This is a genomic window from Moorena sp. SIO1F2 (genome assembly GCF_010672755.1).
Taxonomy (GTDB): Bacteria; Cyanobacteriota; Cyanobacteriia; order Cyanobacteriales; family Coleofasciculaceae; genus Moorena.
In genome coordinates this window covers 1-19,560 of sequence record NZ_JAAHFV010000029.1, presented here as the reverse complement: position 1 = coordinate 19,560, position 19,560 = coordinate 1, and the positions used below count along the sequence as shown (strand labels likewise).

The following is a 19,560-nucleotide window of genomic DNA, read 5'->3' as shown; positions in this document are numbered from 1 at the left end:
GTCTTATAATCAGGACTATTGGACTTAGGATTCAGGTTTATTTTGAGTCTAAATCTTTGATACTAACTACCTCCAAACCTTTCTCTCTCGCCTTAGCAATAATTGGAGGTAGACTATCGTCTGCCATGGCTGGTGAATACTTAGGAGGCTCCACTGCCCTGACATGAATCTGTTTGTTGAAGGGAATATAGGTGGGCAAATTATTGGTAGTATCTAGAACGGTTAAGGTGCCAACCAAATCGATTGTCCATTCCCCTTCTTTTATTTTAATAGGTTCTCTGACAAATTGGGGGACAAAAGCAAATTGTGTTTTACCCTTAAATACGTTGGATGGCGTTAAGTCTACTAACTTTAGGAGAAACGGATCACGAAAATCATCGGCTAAGGCAAAGCTAGCTTTCCAGGCTTGAGTAGATATTTTACCTCGACGCCTACCTTTGCCCTGAATTTCTACTCCTGGATCAGAGTCTAAGTTAGAAAAGGGAACGCCATCTTTTCCAGGTAATCGCCCTGTCCAAGTAAACAGGTCACTCATGGTTTTAATTGTAAATGCTTTAATTACCTCTGGTGTCCGTTCTTTATTCCCAATGGCTTCTACGGCAGTGGTTTCACCAGTATTCAATTGCACCAAGGAAGGAGCTGGCTTATTAGCTAGCCTTGCTTGAGCGCCATACAACAGGGCTAGGAAAAACAGAATTAAGGTATTGTAAGCAAAGTTGCTGATTAAGATAATCCCCAGACTATCCGTCACATTGAAACTGGATAACCAAGTACTCTTCTTACCTCTTTGGAGAAATTTTAGCTTATTCTGAGGAGAACTAGTCGTGCTTTCCATTTATTTCAAGCCTCCTAATACAAAAGCACTGAAGGAGTTTAAGCTATTAAAAATAGCTAGACCTCCTCCAGCGGCTAATACTAACGCTAGAATGGGGGCAATTAATCCAGCGACAAAAGCAAAAACTAATGGGTTATAACTCTCAGCATTAACAATTAAGGTGGCGACTAAGCCAACAATAATGTTGTAGCATATTTTAACTAAACCGATGGAGAAAAAGCTAATTAACCAAGCGTAAATTGCCTTAGCTCCCACAGGTAATAATGTGGCCCCAACCGCTAATGGACCTAATAGTCCGGTTAGCAACATCGAAACTTCTGCTACCCACTGAAATGCCATACCAATCGACATTAACCAACCCGTTACTGCCGTTTGTAAGGCAAAGCCTACTCGTTCAGTAACATTCAGAGGGTTAAGCAATGAACCAATTTTATCGAACCATTGTTCAGATGTCGGTAACGTTTTAGAAAAGTCCCGTGCTTGTTGCTCTGCATTTGTTAAACAATCCACCTGTTGTTGAACATCGACGATAGAATCACATTGAGAAACCAAGGAATCAATAACCGCCTTCGCCCCAATATTTTCTGTCACAATTTGGTATGATTCTTGCAAAGAAATTCTGGCAGATGTGTTTTGCAGTAGTGAATTAGAGGTATTGTTGATTACACTTCTGAGTCCTTGGGTGCCATTGGCTAACATTGCCCCATCATTCGCTAACAAAACTGCGACTAATAAGGGCCAGATGATCTCAGACCACATAATTGGCTCATCGTATTCTATTAAGGCTTTTGCCCATTGAGTCATGAATAGAACTAAGCTTCCCACGGCAAAAAACACCCCCAGTTTAGCGATCACAGCATACAACCCACCTCCGAGGACTTCACTCCAGAGCTCATTCATGGCTTCTGCGATCGCAATTTGTCCGGTACGACCATTTTGGATAATCTGGGAGGCTCCATTACTAAATTGAGCAATTAAGTTGGGGGTGACTATCATTTAATGATTACCTCTTTACGTCATTAGCGATGGGATGACCAGAGTGGAGACATTGGGGAGAGTGGGTAGATGGAGAATTCGCAGAGATCGGCAGACGGAGGAAATCCGGAATATAAGGACGAACAGACATGGCGATCGCTACACATGGTGATAAACAAAGAAGGTAGGAATAGGGACAAGCAGGTAAGCTAGACCAAGGAGACATAAGAGAAATAGTTGTGAGTGAGGAGTAATAAGTTTTAAGTGCTAAGTGTGTCAGTTCAGAATTGATAATTATTGAAGAATTCTGGATCCAGATAACTGTTGACGGTCAACGGTTAACGATTAACAATTAACGATCAACAGCTACCTGTAGGGTGGGCAAGGTTTTGCCCACCCTACCCATGGATTCTGTGCGTAAGTCCTGTAACTAAAACAAGCCACTTAACGAGGTAATTCTCAAAGTTTCCATACCAGCGCCCAGTTTTTGGTATTGATCTGCCTGAGTTTGTCCATCCAAAGCACGAGAGATATTGCTTTGGAGCATGTTAGAAATTTCTTGTCGTTGCGCTTCCTCAACAGTAGCGGCTTGCAAGGAGCCGAGTATGGCGGCTTGACGAGCATTCTGAAGAGCGACTTCTTTGATCACATTCTGGGTAACTGTCTCATTTTGAGCTGTTTGAGCTAATTGCTGTACCTGTGAAACAGTATCCTGCATTTGCTTTAGCTCCTGGATTGACTGCTCCTGTCCTTCTTGACTCAGAACACGAGACGCTGATGCTCTAGCAACTTGCCTTTCTACTTCATTAGCAAGTTTGTCTCCTTCATAAATTGGGTAATCGCTTTCTTGGAGACTTTCCTCAATTGACGCTCTGACGTCTTCCACATCGGGGAGACCTAAAACTCCCATGGAATCTTCCAATGCTGATTTCAAATCGTTGTCTATGGTTTCTGGTAAATTGGTAAATTCATCGAAGAAATTTGTAAAGTAAGACTTAACCTTCTGAAATTCCTCAACAAAGGAGTCAACAAAACTATCCACAATTCCACCAGAAGCATAGGCGGGTTTAGGAACTGCTGTAATTAGCGTACTAATAATTAACAACTGTATCCAAGTTTTGGTCACATTTTTCGCCATGATTGAACTCCTAAATTGAATAGTTACGAAAAAATGCTGAAGGCTGAAAAGTTAAAAATGAAAGCTAAACAATATAGCACTACGCATTGAGATTAGGACATTCCTAAACTCCGAAACGTAAGTCTAAGCTTACTTTTTACTTCTGACTTCTAACTTCTGACTTGCGCGTAGCGCTATAAAAGCGTATCCCTGATTTACCTAAATTATATACTATTTTTCAGCTTAATTATGAAGTCGAACTTTTGCTCTCGGATCTGGTAACTTTGAATTGACGACTTGGACTTCTGAATTACGCATTTCTGCCATTTTTTTACTAGCATAATGCATAGCCATAATTTTATCCTTGGGATGTAAGCGCATTGCTGTCTGACGAATTGCTGATTCTTCAGGATTATTAGCAACTGCTGTTAACAGTGCTGAACCGGGATAAAATCGACAGTAGGTGTAAATCCCATTGTCATCGAGTAACCATTGAGAATACATTCCTTCTTGTTTAGGGAAAAATCCTTCTGTGGCATTTTTGTTAATAATGTCTGAAGGATATTTCAAAATATTGACAAAGCTATCTACTGCTGTTGGTTGAATTCTCCCTACTAAGCGAGTTGTTATATTCTGAAAAATTTTCGCTGCACTGGGAGACTTGGAAATAGTATCTGGATCTTGAGCCGATAAAATTACCCGAATTCCGGCTTTGGCTCCATTAGCACACAATCTGCCAATTAATTCAGCAATGGAATTATATTGGAACAGAATGGGACTTTCATCGATGAAAAATATACTCACAGGTGAGGCTAAAGAACGTCTTAAGGCTGCTGAGTAAATCCCTAAAGAAAGTAGTGCAGCATCTTCGTCACTACTAATATTCCGTAAGGCAAAGACTAATAACTGAGCATCACTTCTAAAGGTAGAAGGACGACTAATCGCTTTTCCTACTCGGCTATTTATCCAATACCTCAGTCGCAATTTTACTTGATCCAAGCCTTGAAGGATATCCCCAGATACAGAGGTAACTCGCAATCTCTCTAAAGAACAAAAATCAATAAAATCCGCAAGGGTAGGCATTAATTGCCATTCTTGAGAGTCTAAGCCATTGATATTTGCTGCTACATAACGGTCATGGATTTGATCATCATCAAAAAAGGCTTTGATTGCTAAGCTTAACATGGCTCTGATGTTATCCGTATAAGTCCGGTCATGAAACGTCGTGGAGCCAAGAACCATTAGCATTAGTGCTTCGACTAAGAATTCTTTGTATTCTGTAAGTCTCTCTTGTTGTAGTTTAGCATCTAATCCCTTTAAATTGGGCAACTCGAAAAGATTAACTGCCTCTCGACCAATATCAAAATAAGCTCCTTTATCCCCGAGAAAAGCGGTGTAGTCACTAAAGGTAGAACTGCCATCGGGTTTTGGATAATCCATAGCTGAGATGGGGATACCATGAGCCAAGGCTTGGGTAATAATTCCCGATGCCAAAACAGATTTTCCACTGCGGGTGGTTCCGAAAATACCTAGGTTTTTATGCTGTTTGAATAAGTCAATAAAAACTGGCGTACCTCCTTCAGCAGAGATTAATTCAAATCCCGTTCTATCCACTGTCCGGGTTTTGACTACTGGCATTAACCCTGGTGCAATATGGCTTAAATAGGTATGCGATCGCTTAAATGGACTCATTAAGAGTCTGCTCCAGGAAATTGGCAAGGTTTCTAGCCAGATTTTCCAAGGATATTCGGTCTCCCTTACCATCCAAGCTGGTGGCGGAAAATAAGATTTTAAAGTATAACACGCCTGATCTAAATCTTGTGGAGAATCGCGATGGACTAAGAAAACAACTGAGACATTAAATGGCACGGCCCCTTCATAGATAGCCGCCTGAGCCTCGACATTTTTCTGAATATTTAATTGTGCTTTAACATTAATCGTATTTTTCTCTTGTGCATATTTTGAGGAGACATTTGCCTGTTTCGTCAGCGAATGCATTTTGCTGGTTACTGTCTTAATATTCGCTTTGGAAATCTCACAAAAACAATCGGTGTCATAGACCTCATCTTTTGCCATGACTTGCCAGAGATAGCGCATTTGGGATTCTTTATTCCTCCACCCCTCAGGCTTGTCTAAAAAGAGCATGACTGCGGTATACTTCTCCTTGAGATTAATCCAACGTCGATCAGCAAATGGAATAGCGGTATAGTCTTCCATTAACAGAGAAACCGGGTGGATTTCTGAGTAAACCTCCTCGGTAACTCCAGCTTCAGTCAAGGAAAGCAACTGCGGAACTGAACGAGGTGGTGTATCATTAAATCGCTGCCACACATAATTCCAAGACTCTTGAGCAGAAAGAGGGCGAATCGATAGACCCATTTGATTGCTCAACAGCCTTTCCCAAAATTGATAGCCATTATTAAAGGCAATCTCTATCACTCTCTCGATCTGCTGTTTTTCATACTCATCCAGCTTGCCAATGAATCCATTCCACCACTTGGTAGCTGTCATCAAAAATTCTTCGATTTTATCAGATGCTCCCTCTCGACCTGATTCTACGGTATAGGTAGCAAATAAATACAACGTCTTTGGCTTTCTAATTCCCCCTTTGGTCAAGTCTTGAATTCGCTTCTTTTCTCCCATGATTAGGTACTTTAACTCGTTAGAGTCTGTCCCCTTGATCAGCTGACTCAACGTGTTTTGTCTATCAGTGTCATCAGTGAAAGACTTTAGGTGAATCGTGAGGGTTTCCTGGTCTGGGAAATCTTTTAACCCAGCTTCGATGGCATCAAACACCGGGTCAATTAACTCCTGGCGTAAGGTGGTGTGAATGCCTCGACATTCAAAACCAAACACAAATTTATAGGAAGCTTCTCCTTTTCTGAGAATGTATGCCCCAACATCAGAGCCATCCAGTCTGACTTCTAGGAAACTAGCTAACTTACAGTCATCCTCGAACGGCTTTAAGGTTTTCTTTTTACCATTTCCTACATCAACCCGCTTCTTTCCCATCTTTTGTTTAGCTTGATCGTAAGCTTGAGTGGTTGTCATACTTTTTAGCCTTTGCCCTTTGCTTTTTCCCTTTTAACGTCTAAAAGCCTTTGGTATCTACCCATTCCTCTTGTCCATTGAGGTACAGGTATAAACTTAGAAAGAAATTTCCAATGGCTAGAGGAAGTTAGCACCCACCAAGTAGACATACCCCAAACTCCGAAACAAGATGTCCATACCCAACTAGCTCCTAGTACCCCCTTGACGATGTAATAGGCAATTGCCCAAATTATTGCCCAGGGGATAAACTGATCGGCTGGAATAGGACCAATTTTCGGTTTTTCATCAAGAGTTCGGTTAACACGACGGAATTGTTGCTCTGAATTATTTGCCATAGGTCAAGCTATTTTGGATCAGACTTGCGTTCCTATCAGTGATTGAAAAAACTTTCAATCTCAATAAAACCCTGACTACTCATCCCTTCAGCTATATCAAACTCAACAGGCAAATTAGATGTACCGTAGTTTATGCCCCTGTGCCAGTGATGTAGCCTGCTAACAGATCACCCAAGGTAACTACAATCAAAATGATGATTGGAGTACGGGCTAGGGTTTTCCAGTCATCATCTTGTTGGGCAGCATTGACTACTTTGACCAATGAAATGCCTAAATAAATTAGGAATAGTGCTCGTAAAACGTTAAACACCAGGGACACCAAATCGGCGTCTACTTCAGGAATAGCACTAGTTAGCCAATCTTCTGCGACTTGGAAAAACTGGGCATGGGCTGGCGCAGCGGTAAAGTCCAACATAAACCACAGAAAGGCGAATAGGAAAAGACAGGCTCCTAAACCATATTTCCTGATTAGCCGTTGAATTTGATTCCCAGAATTACTAGGTTGGACTCCAATCCACCTCACTCCCACAACTAGACACATCAAAAATGATACACCCATCAAAGGAGTGACGGAGGTACTGATATAGAGATCCAATGCCATTGCGATCGCAGCCATGACCATTAAATAGCCCAAGGGCACTTGCTTCAACTGAGCAAACAACTTAGCAAGCAACTTAGCAAACATAGTTTCTTTACTTTTCCAACGCTGTTGTTGACGAGGTGACATCGCAACAGAGGACTTGTTCACCATGGTGGATTTTTCTTTCCGTAATTTTTCTGACTCTTATTGTGATACAGAAAATTTTTAAACCGCAAAAGCGATCCTAGAGGAATAGTTCAATTTATTTTAATTAATAAATGTTACTGAGTTAAGGAGCATTTTGAATAAGCTAAATGATTGTAATTGCTTCACCTCAAGGATTACAATTACTTAACCTCTCAATATCATTGGCACAGCTCCCCAACAGTCTCACAATGTTACTCGTCCAAAAGGAATAGATAAATAAACTGAATTTTAATAAAACTCTGATAAAATAAAAAAAACTTAACAAAAAAAACGCTGAAACCCAACCTATAGGTAGAGGAGTTAGTGCTTAGTGGTTAATCAGCTATTTTGCTTAATTCTAAACTTAAAGCATGAAAATTTAACAATTAAACCTTAATCAATAATTGCTAAGCACTAATATCATGTCAGGATAATTACCCTTAATAAAAATCTGCCCCATCTCCCCATATTCCCCTCCTGGGAGGGGTTAGGGGTGGGTTCCCACACTCCCCACCCTTCCCACACTCCCCACCCTCCCCGCGCCCCCGCCCCAACAGTTATAGATTTACAACAAAAAGATGCATCCACCGAATCTTGGTATCTACTTCACCAAACCACTGCGAAGTGCTTGTACTGCTGCTTGTGTTCTATCGTCACAGCACAGTTTCCACAGCACAGACCGAATGTGAGTTTTAACTGTGCCAAGACCTAGCAATAATCGCTGGGCAATTTCGTCATTTGTATAACCGGCTACGATCAATTCCAAGACAGTTAGCTCCCGTTCAGTCAGTGGATTTTCCCTAAGAATCTGATAATAGTCAGGCTCACAGGAATTGATTAAAGTAATCCCAGAAAAATTCTTGCCGGGTGACTTGATACTGTTTTTTAGGAGATAACCAGCTATTTCTGGATCAATCCAGTGTTGCCCTTCATAGGTAGCTTTTAAAGCATCTAAGAAAGTACTGGTGTCTACATTAGTTTTAGGAAAATTGATACGTTTTAGATAATAGGAATCTACCCCAGCCCCAAAAGCGCTTATAACAAATTCTTCTGATGTGTCCCAAGATAGCAGCAATATGTTAGGAAAAAATGCCACTTTCCAATTTCTGACTAACCGCAATAACGCATCACTATTGCTTGAATGCTCTAAATTAATGACTACTATGTCCGGGTTAGATTTTTTTAAAAAGGCCGCCACATGACGCAAGCTAGAAACTTGAGACACCAAACTGACTTCTTTGTACTGCTCCAAGACTTTTCTGAGACCTAACTGCGTCAAATCACCCCTCTCAATCAGTAACACCCGAATTTCTTTGATTACGTTCATAACCATTGACTAGAACACTGATACCGAAATTGACAACTTAGGATGTGTTTGCTGACCTGACAACCCAAAAAAAAATGGAAGCGATTGGCCGTAGGCCACGCTACGCGAACGCGCTCCATAGCTCAAGATTGGTCAGCAAGCTTGTGATCACGAGTCGCCACCTACCGAAATTGTTTCCATCGGTTGATTAGCGCTTTGACCCAATATTACTGATGATACAACTCCGGAGTATTTTACGTGTGTCAATGATAACTTTTGGTTGACTATTTATAGTTGAAGGTTAACGACACTATGTCGTCAACCTTCAAAACCACTAAAATATTTCTCTTTTTTATCCTTATTTACCCTTAGTTGGATTTTTCGCTTGCTCTAAGGCAATTTCTTTAAGGGCTTGATAAGAGTTGATATTAGAAGCACCCTCAATTGCCTTGACCGCTAAATCCTGAACTTGTTTGAGGGCAGTATCGAGTTGCTGGGAAAGACTGTGTATCCGTGCTGAGGATTCTTTTATTGTCTGTTCCAGGGATTCAATTCTTAGCTGATAGACACGATTATTTCCTTCTAATTCCTTATTCTGTAAGTCGGCTTGAATTTTGACCTGGTGGCTAGCAATCGCTTTGCCTTCTTCTTGGGCTTTTTTGATAGCAACTGATTTTTCCTGGTCGAAGGCTTCTACCTTAGTTTTTAATTCTTCAAACTGCTTCTCTCGCTCTGCGATCGCATTTTCCCGCTCTGCCCATTGTTTCTCTTGTTGTTGCCTCGTTTCCTCCAATTCTTTGTATAAACGTTCTTGGTTATGGTTGTAGGTTTCTTGATCTAAGCTGCGTTGTAGGTCTAAATTATAATCATACTCTTGAGCATCTCGCTTACGGGTTTTATTTTGTTCTTCATTCCGTTCTTTAATAGCTCGTTGCTGTTCCTCTTGTTCTTTGTACCAGGATTGTTTTAACTGATTAATGTCCAGCTCTAACTCTTCCCGTTTTTGGTAAATTTCTTCATCGAAAGCTTTAGAGCTATTCTGATAGGTTTCGATTAAGGTATCTAAGGTATCGTCTTGAATTTCTGATAAATTGTGGAGTTCAGCAAGTTGTTGAGTTTCCTCAGTAACCGCTGTTCGTAATTCTTCTAGCTTAGCCGCTTCTGATGTTAGTTTTTCCGACAACTCACTGACACTACTCCCAAACCCTAATTGCAGCTTAACCAGGCTGTCAAGGGTATACATCATTTTGTCTTTCATGACTTTTGCTGGTACAGATCCATTAGTTTGCTTTTTTTCCACCGTGGATACTTGAGGAGTTTGCGTTTTGTTCATCTGCTTCATTTCTTTTTCCAAAGCATTTCGTTCTGCTAGTAATTCCTTGTAAGCTTCTAAAATTTCTGCTTTGGTGTTCTTGCTGTTAGGTTTGCGTGTCATACTTTCAAGGTTATATTCTATTTGACAATTTCTGAACTGATATCACTATTCACTAATTTTGATCCTTGCTTCTTGAAGACCCATCAAAAGCTTTCAAGGTCAGGGCTTGGGACTGTTTCAAGGTCTCTTGTAGCTGACTATAGAGATTTTCAATTTGTTTATTTTGTTTTTCTATGTGTTGCTCCAGGGACTGAATTTTAACGTCATAACCCTGTTGAGTAACTTCCCAGCCTTTGGTTAGTAAATCAGCCTGTACTTTAGCGTCGTTTTGGACTTTTTTAATGGCTTTATCTTTTACTTTTTTAACGATTTCATCTAGCTCAGCAGGGAAAGCTTCCACTTTCTGTTGATACTCCTCAAACAGGTCTTGAGATTCTTGTAGCTTCTGTTCTCGCTCAGACCATTGCTTTTCTTTTTCTTGATTGGCCTCTTGCAATTCTCGCTCCTGGTTACGGCTCAGTTCTTCATACTGATCCGTCTCAATTTTACGGTTACGTTCTAATTCGTATTGATAGTCAGCTTCTTGGCGTTGTCGTTCCCGAGCCAATAATTCGTTTTGTTCTTGACGTGCTATTTCAAAGTCTTCCTGGTCTTTTTGCCAAAGCTTACGTTTTTGCTCTTGGTCTTTTTCGATCTCTTCTCGCTGTTGATCTGCTTTTTGCTCTAGGGATTTTAGCTTTTCTTGGTGCTCTTGATTGAGCAAATGTAAGGCATCAGCTACAACTCGAATTTGCTGAAGGTATTGCAAGTGTTCAGTTTCTACTTTAATCGCCAGCTTTAGCTCATCAAGTTTAGAGGCTTCTGAGGATAATTTTTCTGACAATTCATTAACGATGGTGCCAAACTCTAGCTGTAAATCAGCCATTCCTTTGACAATATTATCAACGGTATAGTTTGAGGCAGTTTCCAGGACTTGTTGATTTTTAGCTTTTTCCGCTTCTTCTTCTTTGGTGGCAATTTTTGAGTCAATGTTTTGCCGCTCTTTTAGGATTTGCTCAAAGGCTTGGAAAATCTGGTCTTTGCTGTCTTTTGTGGCAACCATATAGTGTGTTCCTTTGACGATATTTAGATTTTTTTAATTGAAAATGATTACTTGAAAATTGCTATAGCGCAGGGAATAGGGAGTAGGGAGTAGGGAGTAGGGAGTAGGGAATCGGGAATCGGGAATTGGGAATCGGGAAAAAATAGGTGTGTGTATTTCATTAATATGGAAAACGCTATAGTAGCCGGTGGCTGGTTAGCAATATTCATCCACCCTGGGAGATCCCCCCTAACCCCCCTTAACAAGGGGGGAACAATAGACCCCATGAACAAAAAGTCTATGGTTGCTCTGGCTTCCCCCTTCCGCGCGGGGGACGGGAGGGGGATCCCGACGGGTGGTTGGGGGGATTTATCCAAAAGCCACGCAGTATTGACAATGCTCTTATTTGAGTTGACACTCCCCGGTCTAAAGACACGGGGATTCTTCACTCAATGATCCAACTTGCTCAACCAGGTCGGAACCAGGAAAAGTAGAGGCCGAATCTCCTGAAGCGTTTAGGTCTTTGACGACCCAAGTTCCGGTGTGCCCCACCGTACTCAAAGCTCTTTTAAGGATGTTTATTGCGGCATTATGGTCTCTGTCTAACTGGCAGCCACACTTACAGGCGTGAGTCCTAGTTGATAGAGACTTTTTCACTACTTCGCCGCAATTGGAGCAATTCTGGCTGGTATAGGCGGGATTTACTGCAACCGTCACCTTCCCAAATTTCGTACCAAAGTGCTCCATCCATTTCCGAAATTGATACCAACCTGCATCATTAATAGACTTAGCTAAACAGTGATTTTTGGCTAGGTTTTTAACCCTTAAATCTTCATAGGCGACCAGATCGTTAGACCGGATTACGCAGCGCGCCGGAGACGAAACCTTAGAATAAAGAAGCCTTAATAACAAAGATTTAACCCTTTTATGCATAGCCGACTAACCATAAAGGCTTCTTTATTCTTACGGTAACTTCTAACCAGTCTCTTGGCGTGCTCTTCACGTTGCCTACTTATTTTAAGGTGATGTCTGCCTAGTCTATTAACTGCTTTTCTGCGATTGGATGAACCTTTCTTTTTTCTAGAAACTCTGCGCTGATAGAACTTAAGGCGCTTCTCTCCCGTCCTGTAAAAGCGGGGATTTGGTTCAGTTTCTCCAGCGGAATCAGTATAGAAATCTTTTAGTCCAACATCCAGCCCGATAGCCGTCCCAGTTGGTTCTAGATCTTCTTTGATGTCTACTGAAATACAAAACTGGATATAGTAGCCATCAGCCCGACGGACTATCCGAACCCGCTTAATCTGTTTTTTGTCGAAACGCCATAAGTCCCATTTACCTTTAAGTTTGAGCTTACCGATCCCCTTCAAGTCACTAAAGGTGATTGATTTATTGTCAGGAGACAACTTCCAGCCAGACTGCTTATACTCCACTGAACGGCAGTTTTTCTGGAATTTAGGAAAGCCTTTTTTGCCAGGTACTTTTTTCTTGCAGTTGTCAAAGAATCGAACGATTGACGACCATGCTCTCTCAGCGCTAGACTGTCGAGCGGTAGAGTTTAATTCATTGGCGAAAGGGAAGTTATTAGCCAGTACTGCACTGTATTTGTTGAGGTCAAATTTGCTGACCCCTTTATTGTCCATCCAGTACCTAAGACAGCTATTACGGATGAACTGGACTGTCCGAATAGCCTCATTGATCCCAGAGTATTGATGTTTGTTTCCTTTCGCCTTAAACTCTAGAATTATCATCAGTTTCTTAAAGTTACCGTAAGAATAGTGGAGCCTTATAACAACAGTTTTAACCCTTTTCGCATAGCCGACCAACCATAAAGGCTCCACTATTCTAAGGTTTCGTCTCTGACCTCAACTGTTTCTACTATTATTCTACAACATCCAGACTAAGATTCCAGATTTTCTCTAAATATTTTGATCACGGCGGCTAAAGACCGCGCTTGTTCCTTCATCCCCGGTCTAAAGACACGGGGTTTTCGGCTAATGGGGATTTTTATAATTCCCAAACAAGAGGTTTCCCTATCAGCCAGTGGCTAATGGCAAGTACCCGAAACTACCCACAGCGATACGCGATCGCGTAGCGTGGCCGTAGGCCAATCGCTGCTCTAGAATCGTTCGTTGTAGGAGGGATGTGATGCCTCTAGGGGTGTGGGTGCAATGGTTAAGAGGAAAGACGATAGTAGTACAAATGTTCTACTTGATTGTACTGAAACTCCAGTGGATAAGTCAAGGGCAAATTGCCCATGCTAGGCTGGAACTCAAGTAGCTTTGTCATATAAAAACACCTGAAACCCAGTTTATACAAGGGTTTCAGGCTTAATTTAATCAGGAGCAAAATCTAGGGAATCGGGAATCGGGAATCGGGAATCGGGAATCGGGAATCGGGAATCGGGAATCGGGAATCGGGAATCGGGAATCGGGAACAGGGAATAGGGAACAGAGCTGGTTGAGTGACTTTAGATCATGGCGTAGGTTGGGTTGAGGCAACGAAACCCAACAAAGCGTGAGGTGTTCGTTGGGTTAGCGATCGCGTAATCCAACCTACGGGAGAATCAGCATTTCAAGGGTCTTGTCAGTTAATCCCCGGTCCGGGGTGGGTGACCGGGTGTGGGGAAAATAGAAGGGAAAATCCCTCAATTCAATTCTCTGGAAGACATTCCCAACTGATATCCCAGGGCCTTTTTCTTCATGGTCTGGAAAATGTTGTAAAATCCATTAGCGCGAGAAGGGGTTAAACTAGCGTTCAATCCTATGTCTTGAATAAAGTCAGGAGATAGGTTGACAATCTCTGTCGGCGTCAGTCCATTCAAGCCTTCAATCAACAACGCTACTAATCCTTTAACCAATTGGGCATCTGAGTCTCCCTGATACAAGACTTTGCCATCATCCAAGTTAGCAGTGATATAAACCTGGGACACGCAGCCAGGAACTTTGTTTTCTGGCACTTTATCAGTTTCTGGCATTGTCTGAAGCTTCTTGGCGTACCACAGCAACTGCTGATACCGTTGCTTGGGGTCTTTGCGGCGCTGAAAGCGTTCTACAATCCGAGCAAGAGCTTCTGGTAAAGGGCTTGAGGTGGCTGACATACCCAATGTTTAAAAAGGATTAACCATTTTATTTATAGCAGTTCTCAATACCGAATTGATAACTAGACTTCTTGCAGAAGTCGGGAACAGGGAATAGGGAACAGCGGATCTGGGAACAGGGAGGAGCTGATCAGGGTAGGTTTTTAACAAAGACGTGAGTATCAACTTTGGGGTGTGGGGTGTGGGGTGATTGGACTTGTCTTCCTTTTCCTCCCTACTCCCTACTCCCTACTCCCTACTCCCTAAAACCCAGGACTTTGTTCCGAACCGAATTAATAACTGTTATAACTGCATATTAGCTGATCAGTTGACATCCAGAGGAGTACAGAGTTTGTGAGCCAATATAAATCGTCAACGGTCAAGGGTCAACCGTCAACCTTTGATAAACAAAATCCTCGCCAGTTAGCATTCCTAGCTCTCCGGGATATTCATCGGCGGGGTGCTTTTGCTGATATTGCCCTGAATCGAGTGCTACACACTGCTCAGTTAACTGGTGCTGATCGGGGCTTAGTGACAGAATTAGTTTATGGTAGTGTCCGACGACAGCGCACTTTGGATGCTCTACTTGACCAGTTGGGGAAAAAGAAAGCGAATCAACAACCTCCAGATTTGCGCACTATACTTCACCTTGGACTATATCAGCTGCGCTATCAAGGCCGAATTCCTGCTTCAGCAGCGGTCAATACCACCGTTGACCTAGCTAAGAACAATGGCTTCAAAGGACTGGCAGGGGTGGTTAATGGTTTACTACGAAACTATGCCCGTTTAGCTGCCAATTCCCCTGACCCTTTGCAGTTGCCAGAAGGGGATATCGAGGGTTTGGGCATTTTACACAGTTTTCCCGATTGGATGATCGAGCTGTGGTTAGAACAGCTGGGAGCAGAGGAAACAGAACAGCTGTGTCAATGGTTTAACCAATCTCCTACTATTGACTTACGGGTAAATCCCCTCAAGGTGTCCATGGAGGAGGTGGAGGCAGGGATGCAATCTGCTGAAGTGGCTATTCAGCGGTTACCGACCTTGGTGTCTCACGAGGACGAGGGGAATGGTGAGATTATCCCTATTTTCAGCAATGCAGCTCAGGTCCCCCAAGCACTGCGGGTTGTGGGTGGTGTTGGTGCGATTCAAGAGCTACCGGGGTTTAAGGAGGGTTGGTGGACTGTTCAAGATTGTAGTGCCCAGCTGGTCAGTTATCTGCTAGACCCTCAACCTGGTGATGTGGTGATTGATGCCTGTGCTGCACCGGGGGGCAAGACAACTCATATTGCGGAATTAATGGCAGATCAGGGCAAGATTTGGGCATGCGATCGCTCGGCTTCCCGCCTCAAAAAAGTCCAACAGAATGCCGAACGGTTACAATTACAATCCATTCACATTACTACTGGTGATAGTCGGGATTGCCCTGAATTTACTAACATCGCTAATGCTGTGTTATTAGATGCTCCCTGTTCCGGTAATGGTACCCTTCACCGACGTCCTGATATTCGTTGGCGCATGACTCCAGAAAAAGTCCAGGAACTTACTGTTTTGCAAAAACAATTGTTAGAGCATAGCGCAACTTGGGTCAAGTCCGGAGGTGTGTTAGTGTATGCTACCTGTACCTTAAATCCTAAAGAAAATGAGGGGGTAATACAATGGTTTCTGGAAGGTCATTCTCACTGGCAAATTGAGCCCCCTACTCTTTCGTTTCTTAAAGCGTTTTCAACACCGGAAGGTTGGCTGAAAGTTGTGCCCTATCGAGACCAGATGGATGGTTTTTTTATGGTGCGGTTGAAACGAATGGATTAGTTAAGGGATATAGGAAGGGGAATCGGGAATCGGGAATCGGGAATCGGGAATCGGGGAGAGTAGTAGGGTGGGCAAAAATAGTTTTTTTTTATTATTAATAATTATACTATTTTGCCCACCCTACTTTATAATCTTTACTTAAGGGCAGGGCTATTTCAAGATTAAAACCAGGATTAAATTAAGCTATGGAAACCTTCACTGGAGTAACCAATTGTTCTACAGCTCTTCTTCAGATACTGAAAAACTATTGTAATATCCTGAATCGTCACAAAAATAATCCTATCAGTAATACTGTCATCAGTAAAATCATTGTTAGCGATGACAAAACTCGCTATCTAGTTATTAGGGAAGGTTGGAACGATACACAACGAATTCATTCACTAATCTTTGATGCTGAGATACGTAACAATAAAATTTGGCTACACCATGATGGTCTAGATCACGGCATTACAGAAGAGCTACTGGCGGCAGGAATACCCAAAGAACAAATTGTTTTAGCTTTTCATCCTCCCCATATCCGACAACACACTGGCTATGGGATTTCCTAGCTTTTAATTATCAGCTATCAGTGATCAGCTATCAGTGATCAGCTATCAGCTATCAGCTATCAGTTATCAGTTATTAGTTATCAGGTATGGGCACGCTGTCTTGATGCAGTCGCTCATGGGGGAAACCACGCCAGTTGCTCATGGGGGGAACCCCCAAGACCGCACTGGGTCCCCAAGACCGCGCTGCATCGCTAATTGAGGTGCTGAGGTTTCTTTTAAGCTGACGGCTGACGGCTGACCGCTGTTCGCACCTGAGATACGCATTATTTTTTCACTATTGCCTATTGCCTATTGCCTATTGCCTATTGCCTCTTCCCTATTCCCTATTCCCTGTTCCCTTGTATATACTCAATCAAACTCCGGTGCCCACACTTCAACAATAGGTAATTCCCAACCAGGAAGCAATTCTGGTACTTGCAGCACATCCCCATCCCCCAGCACAACTTTATCCTGATTGAGGCGATACACTTCCATGGTGCGAGTTCTCGGATCCACTAACACCCCAACTGTAGTTCCCAATTCCAGAAATTGCTGTATCTTCTGGCGCAATTTTGGTAGGCTATCGCTCTTAGATTTAACCTCAAATGTCAAATCAGGGACTAATTCGGCGTAATCTTCCGTAGTGCGAGGTAGACGTTCAGCTAAGATAAAAGACGCATCCGGGGCGCGAACATCCCCATCTTTATTCGGTAAGCGAAAACCACCACTAGAACCAGAAACTCTTCCTAATTTGCGCGGTCTTACCCAGTTACGAAGTTGAGCAGCGATTTCTAGTGCTACTTCATCGGATTCTAACCCTGAAGGACTCATAAAAATAATTTCTCCCCCTATTAATTCCATCTGATAATCAGGATGTTGTGCTTGCAGCGTTTCTAAATCTTTGACCGTTAAACTAGGCATTATTAAAATCCTCCATTTACAGTTTTATTTTAGGGAGTAGGGAGTAGGGAGTAGGGAGTAGGGAGTCGGGAGCAGGGAGCAGGGAGCAGGGATTATCGCTTTTTGAATTAGGCAAAAAATCTAATAAAATTTCCACACTTTCCGCGCCACCTGCCCACACTATCTAGGATTAATTTTACCAAAAATGTAGACAAATAAAAACTAGTTTTTATTCCTTATACTTCCCACACTTCCCACACTTCCCACACTCCCCACACTCCCCACACTCCCCTCTTACTTATGCCCTATTTACTATTATAGCAACTATATATTTAGTAATAAAAAAAAATTCCTAAACCCCTTGACAAATGATTAATTTATTTATATATTAATAATGGACAACATTTAAGGATACTGTTGATCATGACAAAAAACATTCCGCCTAACTCCGATGACAATCAAACTCCTGAAAACCCTGGTCGTAAACCTAAGAAAGTCAAGTACGTTTTGATCGGTTCTCCTGAACAAGTTCGGAATACGATTAATGCCATCTATGCCCTTAAATACGCCTATCCCGACGAGTGGAGCACTCCAGAACCTACTGAAAAGCCTGGTGAGGTTATGACCTTTTTGATTCGATATTTTTATGTAGACTAGGATAGAGTTTTGCCAGCGATGCAGCGCGGTCTTGGGGGTTTCCCCCATGAGCGACTGCATCAAGACAGGGTTTTGACGCCCTGGCGACTAGGAATTGTGGAGGTTATTTTGAAGCGATCAGCGATCAGCTATCAGCTATCAGTTATCAGCTAAAGGCTGACGGCTGACCACTGACTACTGACCACTGACCGCTGACCACTGACCACTGAGGAATGTATTAGTTGATCAACAGTATCTAGATTTGAGCTCCGCTGTACTTGTGGTGGCTTACACAATAGAATTCGGTCAAGGATTGGGGTTAACCACAACTTGACCGATTTTTTTATTGGTATAGTTAGAGGAGTTCTAATTTGGTGAGGTATTAAGTCTTGGGTTTTAGGGAGTAGGGAGTAGGGAGTAGGGAGTAGACTAAACTCTTGAGCTTTAATACGCTTGAGGTCATCCATGGTTACGTTTTCATCTCAAAGCATCCCTTTTTCTAAAACTAAGTCAAGCACATAATAATATTCAAAAATAAATTCTCAGTGACCACGCAGTGTCTGACTGGCATACTCTAAACCTTGCTTAAATACCTCTGGTGTAATCGTTTCTGCTTTCAGTTCCACTGCTTTCAGTAATACATAACTAGCAATGCGATTGAACCGACGGGGTATCCCCTCGGAATGTTTGCAGAGATTCTTAGCAGTTTCTATAGTGAAGGGATGAAAGGAATCAGGATTAGTTTTGTCTTTGCTGGTTTCTCTAATCCGGGCACTAGCCAGATAGTTAATTAACATTTGATCAGTGGTGGGTTGGTCTAATGCTTTAATTTCTAATGCTAAATCAAATAACCCTCGTTCATTGCTCAAAAGATCCCGATTCAAGCCTGAAGGATGCCCAGTCAAAATAAACCAAGCATCACCTTTGAGCATGCCTTGAGCATCGTGCAATAGTTGACGCACCCGGTCTGGATCTTGTTTATCTAAATCATCGATAGCAATCACAACACGACTATACTTTTCCAGCGCCCTTTCCAATAAATTTTGAAAGGTGAGAGTGGGAAACTGCGGTGTATTAACGGGTTTGGATTCCGCTTCACTGATCAATCCCATGTTCTTTAACAGTTGTTGCGCCCACTCATCTTTTGACATATGTCGGGCTAGGGCAATCAAAGCAGCCGTTGCTAAATCAGTTTCACAGGGGAGACTCATATAGGTAGCGAGAGTACGTTGGCTTTTCCGTTGCAAGACCCTCAATACTTCTAAAATAAACGCTGTTTTACCAATACCAACGGAACCGTAGACTAAGATCCGCTTCCGTTTGCCACCCCACAACAAATTAAATATCTGCTTTAACTCCTGGGTGCGACCTGTGAAAATTTTATCTAGGTTTGGCTCCAAGCTGAAAGCACTTTCAGAAAAAGGATTTTCTTCAAGATTCCAACTAGAGAAAATATCAGATGTTTCATCCCAAAGTTTATCTGATGTAATTCTATTGGCTTCTTCTGTTAACTCTTCATTTGTCAGGAGTTGTTCAGCCAAACGAGCATACTCCCCTCCTAATCGCCCTAATACTTGAGCCTTTAGGTGTGCAAAGGTACTAATTTTTTCTTCTAACCAATCATTACTTGGAGTTGCCGGTGTAAATAAACGCGCTTCAAAGTCCTGTACTGATAACCCTAATTGCTTTGCGACAAACTCAGATACCTTATCAATAACTGAAAGGGTTTTACTAATGGGTACACGATCTACTAATAACTCCCTTACCCCTA

The 19,560-nt window shown here is 42.3% G+C and carries 24 protein-coding genes and 1 pseudogene; 5 read left to right on the top strand and 20 right to left on the bottom strand.

Translation table 11 applies throughout. From position 1 onward, the window contains the following. Positions 1-37 precede the first annotated feature (37 nt). From F6J94_RS06250 to F6J94_RS06190, 13 genes and pseudogenes are all read right to left on the bottom strand, one after another. Entirely contained in the window at positions 38-835 is a 798-nt protein-coding gene (locus F6J94_RS06250) for a hypothetical protein (RefSeq protein ID WP_293026806.1), read from the bottom strand. Then, the gene (locus F6J94_RS06245; protein ID WP_293026810.1) at positions 836-1,831 is read right to left on the bottom strand and encodes a hypothetical protein; all 996 of its coding nucleotides are present in this window, start codon (positions 1,829-1,831) and stop codon (positions 836-838) included. Positions 1,832-1,838: 7 nt separating this feature from the next. Continuing rightward, positions 1,839-2,036 carry a hypothetical protein gene (locus F6J94_RS06240; protein WP_293038126.1) on the bottom strand — a complete coding sequence of 66 codons (198 nt, stop codon included), beginning with the start codon at positions 2,034-2,036 and terminating at the stop codon, positions 1,839-1,841. A gap of 204 nt (positions 2,037-2,240) precedes the next feature. After that, complete coding sequence (locus tag F6J94_RS06235; protein ID WP_293026816.1) at positions 2,241-2,948, bottom strand: hypothetical protein; 708 nt, start codon at positions 2,946-2,948, stop codon at positions 2,241-2,243. A 222-nt stretch (positions 2,949-3,170) separates the two neighbouring features. Beyond that, positions 3,171-5,978: a hypothetical protein gene (locus F6J94_RS06230; protein WP_293038122.1), complete on the bottom strand. Its 2,808-nt coding sequence runs from the start codon at positions 5,976-5,978 to the stop codon at positions 3,171-3,173. A gap of 5 nt (positions 5,979-5,983) precedes the next feature. Continuing rightward, positions 5,984-6,313 (bottom strand): hypothetical protein, encoded by a 330-nt coding sequence (locus F6J94_RS06225; protein WP_293026822.1) that lies wholly within the window; start codon positions 6,311-6,313, stop codon positions 5,984-5,986. 130 nt (positions 6,314-6,443) lie between these two features. Further along, entirely contained in the window at positions 6,444-7,064 is a 621-nt protein-coding gene (locus F6J94_RS06220; protein ID WP_293038118.1) for a hypothetical protein, read from the bottom strand. 435 nt (positions 7,065-7,499) lie between these two features. Then, on the bottom strand, positions 7,500-7,667 hold the full coding sequence (locus tag F6J94_RS06215; RefSeq protein ID WP_293038114.1) for a hypothetical protein: 168 nt from the start codon (positions 7,665-7,667) through the stop codon (positions 7,500-7,502). A 13-nt stretch (positions 7,668-7,680) separates the two neighbouring features. Beyond that, positions 7,681-8,406 carry a response regulator transcription factor gene (locus F6J94_RS06210; protein WP_293026828.1) on the bottom strand — a complete coding sequence of 242 codons (726 nt, stop codon included), beginning with the start codon at positions 8,404-8,406 and terminating at the stop codon, positions 7,681-7,683. A 337-nt stretch (positions 8,407-8,743) separates the two neighbouring features. Further along, the gene (locus F6J94_RS06205) at positions 8,744-9,820 is read right to left on the bottom strand and encodes a hypothetical protein (protein WP_293026831.1); all 1,077 of its coding nucleotides are present in this window, start codon (positions 9,818-9,820) and stop codon (positions 8,744-8,746) included. 52 nt (positions 9,821-9,872) lie between these two features. Then, positions 9,873-10,862 carry a hypothetical protein gene (locus tag F6J94_RS06200; RefSeq protein ID WP_293026834.1) on the bottom strand — a complete coding sequence of 330 codons (990 nt, stop codon included), beginning with the start codon at positions 10,860-10,862 and terminating at the stop codon, positions 9,873-9,875. Between the two features lie 405 nt (positions 10,863-11,267). After that, positions 11,268-11,714, bottom strand: a pseudogene (locus F6J94_RS06195) (RNA-guided endonuclease InsQ/TnpB family protein); the annotation flags it as partial. Between the two features lie 29 nt (positions 11,715-11,743). Then, on the bottom strand, positions 11,744-12,589 hold the full coding sequence (locus F6J94_RS06190; protein WP_293038110.1) for a transposase: 846 nt from the start codon (positions 12,587-12,589) through the stop codon (positions 11,744-11,746). A gap of 397 nt (positions 12,590-12,986) precedes the next feature. On the opposite strand from F6J94_RS06190, the gene F6J94_RS06185 reads away from it, so the two are divergent. Continuing rightward, positions 12,987-13,118, top strand: a complete 132-nt coding sequence (locus F6J94_RS06185; protein ID WP_293038105.1) for a hypothetical protein — start codon at positions 12,987-12,989, stop codon at positions 13,116-13,118. Between the two features lie 59 nt (positions 13,119-13,177). Here F6J94_RS06185 and F6J94_RS06180 read toward each other — a convergent pair whose 3' ends face one another. The 3 genes from F6J94_RS06180 to F6J94_RS06170 form a co-directional block, all read right to left on the bottom strand. Next, on the bottom strand, positions 13,178-13,339 hold the full coding sequence (locus F6J94_RS06180) for a hypothetical protein (RefSeq protein WP_293038102.1): 162 nt from the start codon (positions 13,337-13,339) through the stop codon (positions 13,178-13,180). Between the two features lie 146 nt (positions 13,340-13,485). Continuing rightward, positions 13,486-13,938, bottom strand: a complete 453-nt coding sequence (locus F6J94_RS06175; RefSeq protein WP_075897267.1) for a SufE family protein — start codon at positions 13,936-13,938, stop codon at positions 13,486-13,488. 9 nt (positions 13,939-13,947) lie between these two features. Continuing rightward, complete coding sequence (locus F6J94_RS06170; protein WP_293038096.1) at positions 13,948-14,088, bottom strand: hypothetical protein; 141 nt, start codon at positions 14,086-14,088, stop codon at positions 13,948-13,950. Positions 14,089-14,134: 46 nt separating this feature from the next. Here F6J94_RS06170 and F6J94_RS06165 point away from each other — a divergent pair, with 46 nt between their 5' ends. The 3 genes from F6J94_RS06165 to F6J94_RS06155 all read left to right on the top strand — a co-directional run bounded on the left by F6J94_RS06165 (position 14,135) and on the right by F6J94_RS06155 (position 16,274). After that, entirely contained in the window at positions 14,135-14,275 is a 141-nt protein-coding gene (locus F6J94_RS06165; protein WP_158069451.1) for a hypothetical protein, read from the top strand. Next, on the top strand, positions 14,272-15,726 hold the full coding sequence (gene rsmB, locus F6J94_RS06160; RefSeq protein ID WP_293038091.1) for a 16S rRNA (cytosine(967)-C(5))-methyltransferase RsmB: 1,455 nt from the start codon (positions 14,272-14,274) through the stop codon (positions 15,724-15,726). The genes F6J94_RS06165 and rsmB overlap by 4 nt, the downstream gene beginning before the upstream one ends. 185 nt (positions 15,727-15,911) lie before the next feature. Further along, positions 15,912-16,274: a XisI protein gene (locus F6J94_RS06155; protein WP_293038088.1), complete on the top strand. Its 363-nt coding sequence runs from the start codon at positions 15,912-15,914 to the stop codon at positions 16,272-16,274. A gap of 348 nt (positions 16,275-16,622) precedes the next feature. Here F6J94_RS06155 and F6J94_RS06150 read toward each other — a convergent pair whose 3' ends face one another. Beyond that, positions 16,623-17,174, bottom strand: coding sequence for a Uma2 family endonuclease (locus tag F6J94_RS06150; protein WP_293038086.1), 552 nt, complete (start codon positions 17,172-17,174; stop codon positions 16,623-16,625). Between the two features lie 16 nt (positions 17,175-17,190). Then, the gene (locus tag F6J94_RS06145) at positions 17,191-17,334 is read right to left on the bottom strand and encodes a hypothetical protein (protein WP_293038084.1); all 144 of its coding nucleotides are present in this window, start codon (positions 17,332-17,334) and stop codon (positions 17,191-17,193) included. A gap of 242 nt (positions 17,335-17,576) precedes the next feature. Here F6J94_RS06145 and F6J94_RS06140 point away from each other — a divergent pair, with 242 nt between their 5' ends. Next, the gene (locus tag F6J94_RS06140) at positions 17,577-17,810 is read left to right on the top strand and encodes a hypothetical protein (protein ID WP_293038082.1); all 234 of its coding nucleotides are present in this window, start codon (positions 17,577-17,579) and stop codon (positions 17,808-17,810) included. Positions 17,811-17,959: 149 nt separating this feature from the next. On the opposite strand, the gene F6J94_RS06135 is transcribed toward F6J94_RS06140, so the two are convergent. Both F6J94_RS06135 and F6J94_RS06130 read right to left on the bottom strand, forming a co-directional pair. Continuing rightward, the gene (locus tag F6J94_RS06135; RefSeq protein ID WP_293038080.1) at positions 17,960-18,256 is read right to left on the bottom strand and encodes a hypothetical protein; all 297 of its coding nucleotides are present in this window, start codon (positions 18,254-18,256) and stop codon (positions 17,960-17,962) included. 75 nt (positions 18,257-18,331) lie between these two features. After that, positions 18,332-19,560 (bottom strand): ATP-binding protein (locus F6J94_RS06130; protein WP_293038079.1); only part of this gene is annotated, 1,229 nt, incomplete at its 5' end.

What these genes read in the sequence shown, in the direction of transcription:
- F6J94_RS06250 (WP_293026806.1), bottom strand. Translation starts at nt 835, where the DNA reads ATGGAAAGCACGACTAGTTCTCCTCAGAATAAGCTAAAATTTCTCCAA.
- F6J94_RS06235 (WP_293026816.1), bottom strand. Translation starts at nt 2,948, where the DNA reads ATGGCGAAAAATGTGACCAAAACTTGGATACAGTTGTTAATTATTAGT.
- F6J94_RS06175 (WP_075897267.1), bottom strand. Translation starts at nt 13,938, where the DNA reads ATGTCAGCCACCTCAAGCCCTTTACCAGAAGCTCTTGCTCGGATTGTA.
- F6J94_RS06150 (WP_293038086.1), bottom strand. Translation starts at nt 17,174, where the DNA reads ATGCCTAGTTTAACGGTCAAAGATTTAGAAACGCTGCAAGCACAACAT.
- F6J94_RS06135 (WP_293038080.1), bottom strand. Translation starts at nt 18,256, where the DNA reads ATGGATGACCTCAAGCGTATTAAAGCTCAAGAGTTTAGTCTACTCCCT.
- F6J94_RS06220 (WP_293038118.1), bottom strand. Translation starts at nt 7,064, where the DNA reads ATGGTGAACAAGTCCTCTGTTGCGATGTCACCTCGTCAACAACAGCGT.
- F6J94_RS06190 (WP_293038110.1), bottom strand. Translation starts at nt 12,589, where the DNA reads ATGATAATTCTAGAGTTTAAGGCGAAAGGAAACAAACATCAATACTCT.
- F6J94_RS06230 (WP_293038122.1), bottom strand. Translation starts at nt 5,978, where the DNA reads ATGACAACCACTCAAGCTTACGATCAAGCTAAACAAAAGATGGGAAAG.
- F6J94_RS06205 (WP_293026831.1), bottom strand. Translation starts at nt 9,820, where the DNA reads ATGACACGCAAACCTAACAGCAAGAACACCAAAGCAGAAATTTTAGAA.
- F6J94_RS06200 (WP_293026834.1), bottom strand. Translation starts at nt 10,862, where the DNA reads ATGGTTGCCACAAAAGACAGCAAAGACCAGATTTTCCAAGCCTTTGAG.
- F6J94_RS06155 (WP_293038088.1), top strand. Translation starts at nt 15,912, where the DNA reads ATGGAAACCTTCACTGGAGTAACCAATTGTTCTACAGCTCTTCTTCAG.
- F6J94_RS06245 (WP_293026810.1), bottom strand. Translation starts at nt 1,831, where the DNA reads ATGATAGTCACCCCCAACTTAATTGCTCAATTTAGTAATGGAGCCTCC.
- F6J94_RS06140 (WP_293038082.1), top strand. Translation starts at nt 17,577, where the DNA reads ATGACAAAAAACATTCCGCCTAACTCCGATGACAATCAAACTCCTGAA.
- F6J94_RS06225 (WP_293026822.1), bottom strand. Translation starts at nt 6,313, where the DNA reads ATGGCAAATAATTCAGAGCAACAATTCCGTCGTGTTAACCGAACTCTT.
- F6J94_RS06240 (WP_293038126.1), bottom strand. Translation starts at nt 2,036, where the DNA reads ATGTCTCCTTGGTCTAGCTTACCTGCTTGTCCCTATTCCTACCTTCTT.
- F6J94_RS06210 (WP_293026828.1), bottom strand. Translation starts at nt 8,406, where the DNA reads ATGAACGTAATCAAAGAAATTCGGGTGTTACTGATTGAGAGGGGTGAT.
- F6J94_RS06185 (WP_293038105.1), top strand. Translation starts at nt 12,987, where the DNA reads ATGCCTCTAGGGGTGTGGGTGCAATGGTTAAGAGGAAAGACGATAGTA.